Below are 17,107 nucleotides of genomic sequence, written 5' to 3'. Positions count from 1 at the left end.
TGCTTCGGTGTGGTGCCTCGGTGCGGTGATGGTCGGGTCCGGCGCGTTGCTACGGCGCGGACCTCGTGTCCAGCTCGTCGTCCAGGACGTCGAACAGTTCGTCGGCCGACAGCGAGGCGAGATCGGTCTCCTCGCTCTCGACCGGCCGATGGGTCTCGATCCACCCGGCCGTCAGGGCGCGCAGTCGGTCGGCGACACGCCCGTACGCCTCCTCGTCCGGTGTCGCCGACGCCAACGACGCCTCCAGCCGGGCGAGTTCGGATTCCAGCGGGGATGCGGTCGGTGCTTGGTCCGCGCCCAGCTGTGCGCGCAGTTCGTCGGCGACCTCGACGGGCGTCGGGTGGTCGAACACCAGGGTGGCGGGCAGCTTCAGCCCGGTCGCCGCGCGCAGCCCGTTGCGCAGTTCCACGGCGGTGAGCGAGTCGAAGCCCAGGTCCTTGAACGCCCGGTCGGACCGGATGGCGTCGGCCCCGTCGTGGCCGAGCACCGCCGCCACCTGGGTCCGTACCAGGTCCATGAGCAGGCCGTCGCGTTCGGCGTCGTCGGCCAGCGCCGCCAGCCTCCGGCGCAGCCCCGCGCCGCCGTCTCCGTCACCCGCCACGCCCGGGCCCCCGGCCCTGCGGCGCGGGGTGGGCACCAGGTTGCGCAGCATCCCGGGAAGCCGGTCGGCGGGGCGTGCCCGCAGGGCGGCCGTGTCCAGCCGGAACGGTGCCAGCGCGGGCTCCCGCGTACGCAACGCGTCGTCCAGCAGCGCCAGCCCCTCCTTCTGCGACAGCGCGGGCAGGCCCATGCGCAGCATGCGCTTCCGGTCGGCCTCGGCCAGCTCGCCGAGCCCGGTGTCGGCCTCCCACAGCCCGAACGCCAGCGAGGTCACCGGCAGCCCGGCGTGGTGGCGGTGGCGGGCGAGCGCGTCCAGGAACACGTTCGCGGCGGCGTAGTTGCCCTGCCCCGCGGCCAGCACGAGCCCGGCGAGCGAGGAGAACAGGACGAACGCCGACAGGTCGCGGCCGGCCGTCAGCTCGTGCAGGTTCCAGGCTCCGTCCACCTTGGGCCGCAGGACCGCGTCCATCCGCTCCGGCGTCAGCCCTCGGACCAGCCCGTTGTCCACGACACCGGCCGCGTGTACGACCGCGTCGACCGGATGCCGGTCCAGCACCCCGGCGAGCGCGGCGCGATCGGCCACATCACACGCCTCGATCGCCACGTGCGCACCGTGGGCCGCCAGTTCGGCGCGCAGTTCCGCCGCGCCCGGCGCGCTCTCGCCCCGGCGGCTGGTCAGGACGAGCCGCCGGACGCCGTGTGCGCTCACCAGGTGGCGGGCCACCAGGGCGCCGAGGCCACTGGTCCCGCCCGTGATCAGCACCGTGGACGCCCGGTCCCATGGGGTGTGGGCCTCGTCCACCGCCGCGGCGGGAACGCGGGCGAACTCGGGAACGAGCAATTCACCGCCCCGGATCGCCATCTCGGGCGCGTCGACCACATCGGCCGGGGGCGGCACGGTGGCATCGTCATCGAGGTCGAGCAGCAGGAACCGGCCGGGGTTCTCCGCCGCGGCCGCCCGCACCAGACCCCACACGGGCGCCCGGCCCAGATCGACGTCCTCCCCCTCGACCGGTACCGCACGACGGGTGATGACCGCGAGCTTCTCCTCGTCCTTGCCGTGGTCGGCCAGCCACTCTTGGAGGCGCGCCAGCACCTCGCCCAGGACCGCCCGTACGGCCTCGGGCGTGTCCCCCGCCGCCCGCGGGACCTCGTACACCTCGACGGGTGCCTCCGGGCGGGGGCGGGCGGTGGCCTTGGTCCAGGTGAGGGCGAACAGCGACTCGCGGTGGTCACCGCCGCTCCGCAGCTGCTCGGCCGAAACGGGCCTCGACACCAGGTTCGCGACGGAGAGGACGGGCGCCCCGGTCTCGTCGGCGACCAGCACCTCCGTACCGTCGCCCCCGTCCCGGCGCGACAGCCGCACGCGCAGCGCCGCGGCACCGGCCCGATGGAGTGAGACGCCGCCCCAGGAGAACGGCAACTCGGGCGCCGCCCCGGTGTCGTTCTCGTCTTCGATCAGCCCGACGTGCATGGCCGCGTCCAGCAGCGCCGGATGCACACCGAACCGGGCCGCCTCCGCCCCTTCCGGCAGCGTGACCTCGGCGAACACGACGTCATCGCCGCGCCGCCAGGCCGCCCTGAGCCCCTGGAAGGCCGGACCGTAGCCATAACCGCGGGCGAGCAGAGCCTCATAGGCGCCGTCCACCGGAAGCGGCGTCGCGTCGGCCGGAGGCCAGACGCGCAGATCGGACGACGGTGGTGTGGCGGACGGGATGATGCCACCGGTCGCGTTCCGGGTCCACGTCTCGTCGTCGAGGGAGGAGTAGATCTCGATGGTGCGCGCGCCGGAGGTGTCCGGGCCGCCTGCCACGACCCGTACCGCTGCTCCGCCCTTCTCGGGCACCACGAGTGGCGCTTCGAGCGTCAGCTCGTCGATGGCCTCACACCCCACCTGATGGGCGGCTTGCAACGCCAGCTCGACCAGTCCGGTCCCGGGCAGCAGCAAGGTACCCAGCACATCGTGATCGGCAAGCCAGGGCTGGGAGTCGGGGGAGAGCCGCCCGGTGAACACGGCCCCGCCGGTGTCCGGCAGCACGACCCTCGCGCCCAGCAGCGGATGGTCGACGGAGTCGGCCCCGGCGAGGGCCGTCTGCTGCTCGATCGCCCAGTAGCGCTTGCGCTGGAAGGGGTACGTGGGCAACTCCACCCGCCGCGCCCCGCGCCCCGCGAAGACCTGGGCCCAGTCCACCGCCACACCCGCCGCATACAACCGCCCGACCCCGGCGAACAAGCTCTCCACCTCGGGACGGTCGCGCCGCAGCGTGGCCGCCATCGCGCCCTCGACGGACTGCTGCGCCATCGCCGTCAGCACACCATCCGGGCCGATCTCCAGGAACCGGGTCACGCCCTCGGCGTGCAGCTGCCGTACGTCATCGGCGAACCGCACCGCCTCCCGCACATGCCGCACCCAGTACTCCGCCGACGCCACATCCTTGACGAAGCGGACGACCGGCTCGCGGTACTCCACGCTCTCCGCGACCTTACGGAAGTCCTCCAGCATGGGGTCCATCAACGGCGAGTGGAACGCGTGCGAGACCGACAGGCGGCTCGTCTTACGGTCGCTGAAGTGGGCGGCAATCGCGGTGACCGCCTCCTCGGCGCCGGAGACGACGACCGACGAGGGGCCATTGACGGCCGCGATCCCCACCTCGCCCACCAGCAATGGCGCCACTTCCTCCTCCGTGGCCTGAATCGCCACCATCGCCCCACCCGACGGCAGCGCCCCCATCAGCCGACCCCGCGCCACGATCAGCCGCGCGGCGTCCTCCAGACTCAGCACTCCCCCGACATGGGCGGCGGCCAGTTCGCCGATGGAGTGACCGGCCAGGTAATCCGGGCGGAGACCCCAGGACTCCATCAGCCGGAACAGGGCCACTTCGAGGGCGAAGATGGCGGGCTGGGTGAACTCGGTGCGGTGCAACGCCGCCGCGTCATCGCCCCACATCACCTCCTTCAACGGCAGCCCCGACGCCTCGCACACCGCATCGAACGCCGCCGCGAAAACCGGGAAGGTGTCATACAGCTCCCGCCCCATCCCCAGACGTTGACTCCCCTGCCCGGTGAACAGAAACGCGACCTTGCCACCCCCGCCCACCGCCGCATCGCTGACCGTCTCCGACCCGACCAGCACCGCACGATGCTCCAGCGCGGCACGCCCCGTCGCCGCCGAGAACGCCACATCGAGCTCATCGTGGTCTGCCGCGAAAGTACCGATCCGCTGAATCTGGGCGTGGAGGGCGTCACGTGTCTTCGCCGACACCACGATGGGCGCCACCGGGAGTTCACGGCGCTCTTCGGGTTCGTCCTCGACGGGCGGGGCTTCCTCCACGATCACATGGGCGTTCGTCCCACTGATGCCGAAGGAGGAGATCCCCGCGCGGCGGGGCCGCTCGCCACGCGGCCACTCCCTCGGCTCGGTCAGCAGCCGGACCTGGCCCGCAGACCAGTCCACCTGCGGCGTCGGCTCCTCCACATGCAGCGTCCTCGGCATGACACCGTGGCGCATCGCCTGCACCATCTTGATGATGCCCGCCACCCCGGCCGCGGCCTGCGTATGCCCCATGTTGGACTTGATCGACCCCAGCCACAGCGGCTCCGCACGGTCCTGCCCGTACGTGGCCAGCAGCGCCTGCGCCTCGATCGGATCGCCCAGCGTCGTCCCCGTGCCATGTGCCTCGACCGTGTCCACATCGGCCGCCGACAGCCCCGCGTTCGCCAGCGCCTGGCGGATGACGCGCTGTTGTGACGGGCCGTTGGGCGCGGTCAGGCCGTTGCTGGCGCCGTCCTGGTTGAGGGCGCTTCCTCGTACGACGGCCAGCACCGGGTGGCCGTTGCGGCGGGCGTCCGACAGCCGCTCGACCAGCAGCATGCCCACGCCCTCGCCCCACCCGGTGCCGTCCGTGGAGGACGAGAAGGACTTGCAGCGGCCGTCCGCCGCCAGGCCGCGTTGTTCACTGAAGTCGATGAACGACTGCGGCGTTCCCATGACGGTCACGCCGCCGACGAGGGCGAGCGAGCAGTCGCCGGAGCGCAGCGCCTCGTCCGCCCAGTGCAGGGCCACCAGCGACGACGAGCACGCCGTGTCCACGGTGACGGCGGGGCCTTCGAGACCGAGCGTGTAGGCGATGCGGCCGGAGACGAGGCTGCCGCCGCCGGTTCCGCCGGAATAGTCGTGGTACATGACCCCGGCGAACACACCCGTCGGGCTGCCCTTCAACGTGCCGGGGTCGATCCCGGCGCGCTCCAGCGCCTCCCACGACACCTCCAGCAGCAGGCGCTGCTGCGGGTCCATGTCGCGGGCCTCCCGGGGGCTGATGCCGAAGAAGTCCGCGTCGAAATCCGCAGCGTCGTGCAGGAATCCGCCGTCGCGCACATAGGTCTTCCCGGGCCTGCCAGGCTCCGGGTCGTAGATGTCCTCGACGCCCCAGCCGCGGTCGGCCGGGAACTCCGAGATCGCGTCCACGCCCCCGTCCACCAGCCGCCACAGCCCCTCGGGCGAGTCCACCCCGCCCGGATAACGGCACGCCATCCCCACGATGGCGATCGGCTCGTCGTCCGCCCGGGTCACCACGGGCCCGACCGCCGTGTTCTCCACGGCGCCAGAGAGCTCGTCCAGAAGGTGGCGGGCCAGCTCGCCGGGGGTCGGGTAGTCGAAGACGAGGGTGGCGGGCAGCCGGAGTCCGGTGGCGGCGCCCAGGAGGTTGCGCAGTTCGATCGCGGTGAGGGAGTCGAATCCGAGGTCGCGGAAGGCCCGTTCGGAGTCGACGGCCTCGGCTCCGGCGAGGCGGAGCACGGTGGCGGCCTGGGAGCGTACGAGGCCGAGAAGTTCGGCGGCGCGTTCTTCGTCGGTGAGTGCGGCCAGCCGCTGCCGTAGCGCACCGGTCGCGGAGGCGGTGGTGTCGGCGGCGCGGCGCGACCGGCCACGCACGAGGCCGCGCAGAAGTGGCGGAGGCGTGTCGAAGGCCGCCAGGTCGAACCGGGCGGGTACCGGCGCGGGTTCCGGACCGCTGACGGCGGCGTCGAGCAGCGCGAGGCCCTCTTCGGGAGCCAGGGTGCGCAGGCCCGCCTGGTCGCCGAGTCCGTCCGCCATGCCGTCTCCGGCCCACGGGCCCCAGGCCAGCGACCGCGCGGGGAGCCCGTTGGCGTGCCGGTGGAGGGCGAGGGCGTCGAGGAAGGTGTTGGCGGCCGCGTAGTTGCCCTGCCCGGGAGCGCCGATGACACCGGCGACGGACGAGAAGAGCACGAACGCGGTCAGCTCCATGTCGCGGGTGAGTTCATGGAGGTGCCATGCCGCGTCCGCCTTCGGGCGCAGTACGTGGTCGATGCGGCCGGGTGTCAGCGAGGGGATCACGCCGTCGTCCAGCACGCCCGCCGTGTGCACGAGCCCGCCGAGGGTCCGGCCGTCGAGCAGCGCGGCCAGGGCGTCGCGGTCGGACACGTCGCACGCCGCCACCTCGGCCTCGGCGCCCAGTCCCGCAAGTTCCTCGACCAGCTCGGCGGCTCCCGGCGCCGCGGGGCCGCGGCGGCTGGTCAGCAGCAGCCGCCGCACCCCGTGCCGGGTGACGAGGTGGCGTGCGACGGCGGCGCCGAGCGCACCGGTCCCGCCGGTGATCAGGACGGTGCGTTCCGTGTCCCAGGCGGCGGTGTCCGGGCCGGGCGCCACCCTGGCCAGCCGCGGTACGCGCACCTCGCCGTCGCGGACGCACAGCTCGGGCTCGCCGGTCTCCAGAATGGAGCGGGGATCGATCGGGGCGTCTGTATCGACGAGGACGACGCGGCCGGGGTTCTCGCTCGCGGCGGCCCGTACCAGTCCCCGGACGGCGGCGTGGCCGAGGTCCGAGCCGTCGATCGCGCCGTCGGTGACGACGACGAGGGTGGTGTCGTCCGCGGCCGCGCTCTGTACGGCCTCCAGCACACCGCCCAGCGCCGCGCGCACCGCGGACGGCGTGTCCCCGGTCGTCGGCGGGCAGTGGTGGACGGCCACCCCGGTGTCGTCGGCCGGTGTCCGCTGGCCGGTGGCCGGGACCCACTCGACGCCGAAGAGCGCGTCCGCGATCCGGGCCGAGGCCAGGGCGAGGCCGTCCGCGGTGACCGGGCGCAGCGTCAGCGAGCCGACCGAGGCGACGGGCCGTCCCATGGCGTCGGCCAGCTCCAGGGACACCGTGTCGCCGCCCCGGATGGTCAGGCGGACCCGGGCGGCGGTGGCGCCTTCGGTGTGCAGGGTGACGTCCGACCAGGAGAACGGCAGAACCGTCGGGCCGTCGTCCGCCAGGTCGAGCGCGTGCAACGCCGAGTCGAGCAGGGCGGGGTGGAGGCCGAAGCGTCCGGCGTCGACACCTGCCGGGAGGGCGATCTCGGCGAACATCTCGTCGCCGCGTCGCCATGCCGTGCGCAGTCCACGGAACGCGGGCCCGTAGTCGAGCCGTTCGTAGAGTTCGTCGGCGGCGAGGGGTTCGGCGCCGCGCGGTGGCCACGCCGCGAGGTCGGTGGCCGGTTCACCGGCGTCGGGGGCGAGGACCCCTTCGGCGTGCTGGATCCATTCGCGGTCGATCGGGGCGTCGTCGGCGCGGGAGTACACGGTCACCGGGCGGCGGCCGGACGCGTCGGGCGCGTCGACGGCGACCTGAACGTGGACGCCGCCGTGTTCGGGCAGGATCAGGGGCGCGCCCAGGGTGAGTTCCTCGACGCGGTGGCAGCCCACCTGGTCTCCGGCGCGTACGGCCAGCTCCACGTAGGCGGTGCCGGGCAGCAGCACGGAGCCGAGCACGGTGTGGTCGGACAGCCAGGGGTGGGCTCCGGTGGCCAGCCGTCCGGTGAACACCACGCCGTCCGAGCCGGGCAGCCGCACCATCGCGCCGAGCAGCGGATGGTCGGGCCGGTCGAGACCCGCGGCGGTGACATCGCCGCCCCGGCCACTCTTGTCGAGCCAGTAGCGGGCCCGCTCGAAGGGGTAGGTGGGCAGGTCGACGCGCCGGGCGCCACGTCCGTCGAAGACGCCCGCCCAGTCGACGCGCAGGCCCGCGCTGTGCAGGTCGCCGAGGGCGGTGAGGACGGCGACGGGCTCGGGGTCGCGTCGGCGCAGCGCCGGGACGAGCACGGCGGTGTCGGCGGAGGTGGTGAGGCACTGCCGGGCCATGGCGGTCAGCACGCCGTCGGGCCCCAACTCCACGTAGCGGGTGACGCCTTCGGCCTCCAGCCGGGCCACCGCGTCGGCGAACCGGACCGTGTCGCGGACGTGCCGCACCCAGTGGGCGGCGGTGGTGACGTCGCCGTCCGCCATGACCGGGATGCGCGGCTCGGTGTAGGTGACGGTCTCGGCGACGCGGCGGAACTCGTCCAGCATGGGGTCCATCAGGGGCGAGTGGAAGGCGTGCGAGACCTTCAGACGGTTCGTCCTGCGGGCTCCGAGCCGTTCGGCGACCGCCGCGACGGCCGCTTCGACGCCGTCCTCGGTGCCGGAGAGCACCACGGAGGCAGGGCCGTTGACGGCGGCGAGCCCGACACCGTCACCGAGCAGCGGGGCCACCTCGTCCCGCGTGGCTTCGACGGCCACCATCGCGCCGCCGGGCGGCAGCGCCCCCATCAGCCGGGCCCGCGCGGTGATGAGCCGGGCCGCGTCGGCGAGCGAGAACACCCCGGCGACGTGGGCGGCGGCCAGCTCGCCGATCGAGTGGCCGGTGACGAAGTCGGGCCGTACGCCCCACGATTCCAGCAGCCGGAACAGCGCCACTTCGAGCGCGAAGACGGCGGGCTGGGTGAACTCCGTACGGTGCAGCGCCTCCTCGTCGCCCCACATCACCTCGCGTACGGCGGGGTCGAGCGCGGCGCACACCTCGTCGAAGGCACGCGCGAAGACGGGGAACGCCGCGTGCAGCTCCCGGCCCATGCCGAGGCGCTGGCTGCCCTGGCCGGTGAACAGGAAGGCCGTCAGCCCGGTCGGCCGGGCGAGGCCGCCGAGGGCCATGTCGTGTGCCAGCGCGTCCAGTTGGCCGAGGATGTCTTCGCGGTCGCGGCCGATGACGACGGCGCGGCGGGTCAGCGCGGCCCGGCTGGTGGCGAGGGAGAAACCGAGGTCCACGGGGCTCAGGCCGGGCGTGGCCCGCAGGTGGCCGGCCAGTTGCCGGGCCTGGGCGCGCAGCGCGGTCGTGGTGCGGGCGGACAGGGGCAGCGGCACCGGCACGGCCGGGGTGACGGGCCGCTCGGCGGGCAGGGGCGCGGAGACGGGTCCGGTGTCCGCCTGCTCGATGATCACGTGGGCGTTGGTGCCGCTGACCCCGAACGAGGAGATCGCGGCGCGGCGCGGACGGCCGGTGTCGGGCCAGGCGCGGGCCTCGGTGAGGAGGCGTACGTGTCCGGTCTCCCAGTCCACCTGCGGTGTCGCCGTGTCGATGTGCAGTGTCTTGGGCAGCGTGCCGTGCCGGATGGCCTCGACCATCTTGATGACGCCCGCGACTCCGGCGGCGGCCTGGGAGTGGCCGATGTTCGACTTGATCGAGCCGAGCCACAGCGGCTCCGCGCGGTCCTGTCCGTACGTGGCGAGCAGCGCCTGGGCCTCGATCGGGTCGCCGAGCGAGGTCCCGGTGCCGTGCCCCTCCATGGCGTCGACGTCGGCGGGCGTCAGCCCGGCCGTGGTGAGGGCCTGCCGGATCACCCGGCGCTGGGAGGGGCCGTTGGGGGCGCTGAAGCCGTTGGACGCGCCGTCCTGGTTGACCGCCGAGCCGCGTACGACGGCCAGCACGGGGTGGCCGTGGCGGCGGGCGTCGGACAGCTTCTCCAGCAGCAGGACGCCCGCGCCCTCGCCCCAGCCGGTGCCGTCCGCTGAGGCGGCGAACGAGCGGCAGCGGCCGTCGGGCGAGAGCCCGCGCTGCTCGCTGAACTCGATGAACGTCTCGGGCGTCGCCATGACGCTGACGCCCCCGGCCAGCGCCAGGGTGCACTCCCCCGTGCGCAGGGCCTGCGCCGCCCACTGCATCGCCACCAGCGACGACGAGCACGCGGTGTCGACGGTGACCGCCGGGCCCTCGAAGCCGAGGGTGTAGGCGACGCGTCCGGACACCAGGCTGCCGTCGCTGCTGGTGATGCCGTAGTCGTGGTACATCGCCCCGGCGAAGACACCGGTGCGGCTGCCGCGCAGCGACGCCGGGTCGAGGCCCGCCCGTTCCACCGCCTCCCAGGTGATCTCCAGCAGCAGCCGTTGCTGGGGGTCCATGGTCAGGGCCTCGCGCGGGCTGATGCCGAAGAACTCGGGGTCGAAGTCGGCGGCGTCGTACAGAAAGCCACCGTGGCGGACGTAGCTCTTGCCGGGCTTTCCGGGCTCCGGGTCGTACAGGGCGCTCAGGTCCCAGCCACGGTCGCCGGGGAACGGGCCGATGGCGTCGCGGCCCTCGGCGACCAGCTCCCACAGCCCCTCCGGGGAGCCGACACCACCGGGGAAACGGCAGGCCATGCCGATGATCGCGATGGGTTCGGTGGCGACATTCGCGGCGGTGCGCAGGCTCTCGTTGTCCCGCCGCAGCCGCTCGTTCTCCACGAGCGAGCCGCGCAGCGCCTCGACGATCTCCTCGACGTTGGCTTCCACCGTCGTCTCAGCCTCCGCTCACCGTCGTGGTCCGCGCGCCGCTCGCGCCGACCGTGTCAAGGAATGTGCCGAGCACCTCGGTGAACCGTTCCGGCTCTTCGAGGTGCGGGGCGTGGCTGGAGTCCTCGAAGATCTCCCAGCGGGCGTCCGGAATGAGTTCCTGGTAGGGGCGCACGGTGACCGGGGTGGCCTCGTCGTGGCGGCCGGAGACGACGAGGGTGGGCACATCGACGCGCGGCAGGTGGTCGATCACCGACCAGTCGCGCAGGCTGCCGATGACGTGGAACTCGTTGGGCCCGTTCATCGTGCGGTAGACCGTGGGGTCGGTGACGGCTTCGAGGTACGAGGCCATGAGTTCGCCGGGCCACGGGTCGAGGCGGCAGACGTGGCGGCTGTAGAACACCAGCATCGCTTCCAGATACTCATCGCTGTCGGTGGTGCCCGCGGCCTCGTGCTTCCGCAGCGTCGCGTCCACACCCGGCGGCAGCTGGGCGCGCAGCACGTCCATCTCCGACAGCCACAGCGGGTAGGAGGCGGGGGCGTTGGCGACGATGAGGCCGCGCAGCCCGGCGGGGCGGGTCGAGGCGTGCCAGGCGGCCAGCATTCCGCCCCACGACTGCCCGAACAGGATGTAGTCGTCGGCGATGCCGAGCCGGTGCAGGAGGTTGTCCAGTTCGTCGCGGAAGAGCTGAGGGGTCCAGAAACCGGGGTCGGCGTCCGGCAGGTGTGTGGAGCCGCCGTTCCCGAGCTGGTCGTAGTGCACCACGGGCCAGCCGCGTTCGGCGAAGTCGGCCAGCCGGATCAGATAGTCGTGCGTGGACCCGGGGCCGCCGTGGACGACGACGAGGGCCGGGCGGCCCGACCCCGGCTGTCCGGTGACGCGGTACCAGGTCTTGTACTCCCGGAAGGGAACGGTTCCTTTGGCCGTGGGCGTGGCCCTGGGCGTGGGCGCCATGTCTCAAACCACCTCGGTTCGGGTCCTGTACGTGGGTCGCGGTGTCAGTCGAGCGTCGTCAGCCACTCGTCGATGACCCGGGCGGTCGTCGGGGCGTGGTCCTGGCCGAGCGAGAAGTGGTCGCCGGGCACGGTGCGCAGCGTGTGGTCGGGATCCCAGGGCCGGGCCCGCATCTCGGCCGGGTCGGTGCCCTCGGGCGGCTCCACGAACGGCTCGGCCGCCTGGACGAACAGGGTCGGCACGGCAAGCCGTACGGGGTCGAAGTCCCCCAGCACCCCGAAGTAGTGCGGCATCGCCGACAGCCGCGCCGCGTCGTACGGTCCGAAGGCCGACTCCATCGCCAGCACTTCCCGCATGAGCTGGTCGAACCCGACCTTCATCGCCGTGTCGTCGACGCGGAAGGTGTCGATGAGGATCAGCCCGGCGGGCGGGACCTTCGCCACCTCCTCCAGATGCCGGGCGAGGACGTGGCCGATGATGCCGCCGGACGAGTAGCCGAGCAGCGCGAACGGCTCGCCCTCGGCCGCCTCCAGGACGGCGTCGGCCAGCACCCGCGACAACGCCTCGGGCGAACCGGGCAGCGGCTCGTCCCGTACGAATCCGGGCAGCGGCAGCGCCGACACATGCCGGATGTCCCGGAACTCCGCGCCCAGCCGGGCGTGCTGGTGCACACCGCCGACCGCCATGGGCGTGGCCAGGCAGATCAGCCGGGTACGACGCGGACCGTCGGCCAGCCGCACCGCCTTCGGGGCGCGGTCGAGGTCGCCGGGCGCGGCGAACCGGGGCCGCAGCGCCGCGACCGCCGACATCAGCGCCAGCGCGCCGGAGGTGTCACCGGCGTGGACGGCCCGCCGGAACAGGTCGGTGACGTTCTCGCCGGTCTCTGTCTCAGCTTGTGGCTGCGGCTCGGTGGCGGGGAGCCCGGTCAGCTCATCCGCGAGGAGCCGGGCCAGCAGGGACGGGTTCTTGCTGTCGAACACCGCCATCGCGGGCAGCTTCAGCCCCGTGGCGGCGTTCAGCGCGGTGCGCAGCTCCATCGCGGTGAGCGAATCGAACCCGGACTCCAGGAAGTCGCGCTCGGGGTCGACCGCCTCGGGGCCGCTGTGCCCGAGCAGGGTGGCGGCCAGGCTCAGCACCAGGTCGCGCAGCGCTCCCTCGCGCCGTTCGGCGGGCATGTCCGCCAGCTCGCGCCGCAGCGCCGCCGGGTCGGCAGCCGCCGTACGGCGCCGCGTGGCCGGGACCAAGCCCCGTAGCAGGACGGGGAGTTCGCCACCGGTTCCGCTCCGCAGCGCCCGCAGATCCAGCCCCATCGGCACCAACACGGGCTCGGTACGGGCGGACGCGGCGTCGAACAGCGCGAGGCCGTCGGCCGCCGACAGCGCGGGCATGCCCTGGCGGCGCAGCCGCCGCAGGTCGGCCTCGCTCAGGCCGCCCGCCATCCCACCGGTGTCCGCCCACAGCCCCCAGGCGAGGGACTGCGCGGGCAGTCCCCCGGCGTGGCGGTGTGCGGCGAGCGCGTCGAGGAACGTGTTGGCGGCGGCGTAGTTGCCCTGGCCGGGCGCCCCGAGCACGCCGGCCGAGGACGAGAAGAGCACGAAGGCGCCCAGGTCGTGGTCGCGGGTGAGGTCGTGCAGGTTGAGTGCGCCGTCGACCTTCGGACGCAGCACCTGGTCGAGGCTGTGCGGTGTCAGGCTGGCGATCAGGCCGTCCGCCAGCACCCCGGCCGTGTGCACGACGGCGCCGAGCGGGCGATCGGCGAGCAGCGCCCTCAGGGCCTCGCGGTCCGCCACGTCGCAGGCCACGACCTCGACCGTCGCGCCGAGGCCGGTCAGCTCCTGACGCAGCTCGGCCGCGCCCTCGGCGTCCATGCCGCGACGGCTGGTCAGCAGCAGTTCGCGGACGCCGTGCTCGGCCACCAGATGGCGGGCGACGAGCGCGCCGAGGCCGCCCGTACCGCCGGTGATCAGCACGGTTCCGAGGCAGTCCCAGACGGTTGCGTGTTCCGGCTCCACGGGGGTGCGCGCCAGGCGGGGTACGAGGATTCCGGCACCCTCGATGCGTAGCTCCGGCTCGCCAGAGGCGATGGCCCGGCCGATGGTCTCCGGGTCGTCGCCGTCCGTCGTGAGCAGCGCGAAGCGCTCCGGGTCCTCCGCGCGGGCGGCGCGGACCAGGCCCGCCGCCGCCGCGTGAGCGAGGTCGTCGCCACGGGTGACCACCATCAGCCTGCGGTCGGCGAACCGTTCGTCGGTGAGCCAGGTCTGCAGCGCCCGGAGCGTTGTGCCGGTGACCGCTCTGACCTCGTCGGCGATGTCGCCCGTACCACCGGGGAGCGTCAACGCGACCGTGGCGGGCACGTGGTCGGGGAGTTCCGCCAGGTCGGCGACGCTCGTCCAGTCGCTCGCGGCGGTGGGGACGGAGACGGGCGTCCACGCGACGTGGAAGAGGGAGTCGCCGTGCCGTGCGGCGGCCGGTGCGAGCTGTTCGGCCGCGACCTCCCGTGCGATCAGCGATTCCACGGATGCCACGGGCCGTCCCTCGGAGTCGGCGATGCGCAGTTCCGTCGCGCCCTCGCCCTTGGGCGTGAGCCGGACCCGCGCGGCCGTGGCGCCGGAGGCGTACAGCCGGACCCCCTTCCAGGCGAACGGCAGCATCGTCGCGTCGTCGCCGCCCGAGCCGAGCAGCACCGCGTGCAGCGCGGAGTCCAGCAGCGCCGGATGCAGTACGAAGCGCCCGGCGTCGGCCGCGTCGCCGAGCGCCACCTCGGCGAAGGTCTCGTCGCCGACGCGCCAGGCCGCCTTGAGCCCCTGGAACGCCGGGCCGTAGGCGAAACCGACGTCCCGGAAGCGTTCGTACGCGTCGTCGGTGGGGATGCTCACCGCCCCGGCCGGTGGCCACTGTGCCGGGTCGGAGGGCGGCGGCGCGGCGGGGTCCTCGGGCGTCAGCACACCCTCCGCGTGCAGGGTCCAGGCCGCGTCCGCGTCGGCGTCCTCGGGCTGCGCGTGAACGGTGAGGGGGCGGCGTCCCGTGTCGTCGGCCGGTTCGCCGACCGTCAGCCGCAGCCGCACACCGCCGCCCTCGGGCAGGGCCAGCGGCGCGTGCAGGGTCAGCTCTTCGAGGACGCGGCAGCCGACCTGGTCGCCCGCCCGTATGGCCAGTTCGACGTACGCGGTCCCGGGCAGCAGTGTCGTACCGAGCACCGCGTGGTCGGCCAGCCACGGCTGGGTGTCCGTCGACAGCCGACCCGTGAACACCACCGACTCGGCGCCCGGCACCGCGACTTCGGCGCTCAGCAGGGGGTGATCGAGCGCGGTGAGCCCCATGGACACCGCGTTTCCGCCCTCCCCGGCCAGCGGCGCCGACAGCCAGTAGCGGCCTCGCTGGAAGACGTAGGTGGGCAGGTCGACCCGGTGTGCTCCCCGCCCCGCGAAGAGGGCCGTCCAGTCGGGCGAGGCGCCCGTGGTGTGCAGCTGGGCGACCGCCGTCAGCAGCGTTCCGGCCTCGGGCCGGTCGCGGCGCAGAGTGGCCACGGTGGTCGCGTCCGGCGCCGTCTGCCGGGCCATGGCCGTGAGGATCCCGTCCGGCCCGATCTCCAGGAACCGGGTCACACCCTCCGCGTGCAGCTGCCGTACGTCATCGGCGAACCGCACCGCGTCCCGCACATGCCGCACCCAGTACTCGGCCGACGCCATGTCCTTCACCAGCCGGATCCCGGGGCGCCCATAGGTGACGGTCCCGGCCACCTTGCGGAAGTCCTCCAGCATCGGATCCATCAACGGCGAATGGAACGCGTGAGAGACCGGCAGGCGGCTCGTCTTACGGTCCTTGAACCGCCCGGCGACGGCCGCCACCGCGTCCTCGTCACCCGAAATCACCACCGAGGAAGGGCCGTTGACCGCAGCGATCCCCACCGCACCGTCCAGCAGCGGCGCCACTTCCTCCTCCGTGGCCTGAATCGCCACCATCGCCCCACCCGACGGCAGCGCCCCCATCAGCCGACCCCGCGCCACGATCAGCCGCGCGGCGTCCTCCAGACTCAGCACTCCCCCGACATGGGCGGCGGCCAGTTCGCCGATGGAGTGACCGGCCAGGTGATCCGGGCGGAGACCCCAGGACTCCACCAGCCGATACAGCGCCACCTCCAGGGCGAAGATGGCGGGCTGGGTGAACTCCGTACGCTGCAACGCCGCCTCGTCAGGGCCCCACATCACCTCCTGCAACGGCAGCCCCGACGCCTCGCACACCGCATCGAACGCCGCCGCGAAAACCGGGAAGGTGTCATACAACTCTCTCCCCATCCCGATACGTTGGCTCCCCTGCCCGGTGAACAGGAACGCCACCTTGCCCTCACGGGCCCTGCCGGTGACGACGGACGGCGACGGGGTGGTTCCCTGGGCCAGCGCGGTGAGGCCCGCGAGGAGGTCGTCCGTACGGTTGTCGGCGACGATCGCCGCACGGTGTTCCAGGGCCGCCCGGCCGGTTGCCAGCGAGAACGCCACGTCCGTGGGCGCCAGTTCCGGTCGTTCGGCCAGATGAGAGTGGAGGCGTGCGGCCTGGGCCCGCAGCGCCTCCGGGCTCCTGGCCGACAGGGTCCACAGGACGGGCCCCGCCACGGCCGGTGCCGCTTCCTCCTCGGCCTCGACGGGCGGCGCCTCCTCGATGATGACGTGGGCGTTCGTCCCGCTGATGCCGAAGGAGGACACGCCCGCGCGGCGCGGGCGCCTCTCGTCCGGCCACTTCCGGGCCTCTGTGAGCAGCCGGACCTCGCCCGCCGCCCAGTCCACCTGCGGTGTCGGCTCGTCCACGTGCAGCGTCCTCGGCAGCACGCCGTGGCGCATCGCCTGAACGACCTTGATGATGCCCGCCACGCCCGCCGCCGCCTGGGTGTGGCCGATGTTCGACTTGATCGAGCCGAGCCACAGCGGCTCAGTGCGGTCCTGACCGTACATGGCCAGCAGCGCCTGCGCCTCGATCGGGTCGCCCAGCGTCGTCCCCGTGCCGTGCCCCTCGATCAGATCGACCTGGTCGGCGGATATCCGGGCGTTGGCCAGCGCCTGCTTGATGACGCGTTGCTGGGAGGGGCCGTTGGGGGCGGTCAGGCCGTTGCTCGCGCCGTCCTGGTTGATCGCCATGCCTCGTACGACCGCCAGCACCGGGTGGCCGTTGCGGCGCGCGTCCGACAGCCGCTCGACCAGCACCATGCCCACGCCCTCGCCCCAGCCGGTGCCGTCGGCGGCCGCCGCGTACGACTTGCAGCGGCCGTCGGGCGCCAGCCCGCGCTGGTGGCTGAATTCGATGAACGTCTCGGGCGTCGCCATCACCGTGACGCCACCCGCGAGCGCGAGCGAGCACTCTCCCGACCGCAGCGCCTGGACCGCCCAGTGCAGGGCGACCAGCGAGGACGAGCAGGCGGTGTCGACGGTGACGGCCGGACCCTCCAGCCCGAGGGCGTAGGCGACGCGGCCGGAGGCGATGGCTCCCGTACTGCTGTTGTAGGTGTAGTCGTGGTACATCATCCCGGCGAACACACCGGTCGGGCTGCCCTTCAGCGTCGTCGGATCGATCCCGGCCCGCTCCAGCACCTCCCACGACGCCTCCAGCAGCAACCGCTGCTGCGGATCCATGACCATCGCCTCGTTCGGCGCGATCCCGAAGAACTCGGGGTCGAACTCGGCCGCGTCGTACAGGAACGCCCCTTCCCGGCTGTAGGTCTTGCCGGGGCGTCCGGGCTCGGGGTCGTAGATGCCCGTCTCGTCCCAGCCGCGGTCGGTGGGAAACCGCGAGACGGCGTCCTCCTCGCCGACGACCAGCCGCCACAGGTCCTCGGGCGAGGCCGCGCCAGGATAGCGGCAGCTCATCGCCACGATCGCGATGGGTTCGCGGGAGGTGGCCCGCAGGGCGCGGTTGCGGGCCCGCAGGCTCTCGGTCTCCTTGAGCGACGCACGCAGCGCCGCCACGAGCTTGTGGTCGGTGTC

General features: G+C 73.4%; 2 protein-coding genes and 1 pseudogene. All 3 read right to left on the bottom strand.

All coding sequences use genetic code 11. The features are described 5' to 3' along the window. Positions 1-49: 49 nt before the first annotated feature. Complete coding sequence (locus tag ACZ59A_RS15220) at positions 50-10,180, bottom strand: SDR family NAD(P)-dependent oxidoreductase (RefSeq protein ID WP_470958430.1); 10,131 nt, start codon at positions 10,178-10,180, stop codon at positions 50-52. 7 nt (positions 10,181-10,187) lie between these two features. Continuing rightward, positions 10,188-11,135 (bottom strand): proline iminopeptidase-family hydrolase, encoded by a 948-nt coding sequence (locus tag ACZ59A_RS15215; RefSeq protein ID WP_470958428.1) that lies wholly within the window; start codon positions 11,133-11,135, stop codon positions 10,188-10,190. A 44-nt stretch (positions 11,136-11,179) separates the two neighbouring features. Next, positions 11,180-17,107, bottom strand: a pseudogene (locus tag ACZ59A_RS15210) (type I polyketide synthase); the annotation flags it as partial.

The organism is Streptomyces sp. NPDC040405, assembly GCF_055595765.1.
This window is presented reverse-complemented; position numbering and strand designations above follow the sequence as displayed.

What these genes read in the sequence shown, in the direction of transcription:
- ACZ59A_RS15215 (WP_470958428.1), bottom strand. Translation starts at nt 11,135, where the DNA reads ATGGCGCCCACGCCCAGGGCCACGCCCACGGCCAAAGGAACCGTTCCC.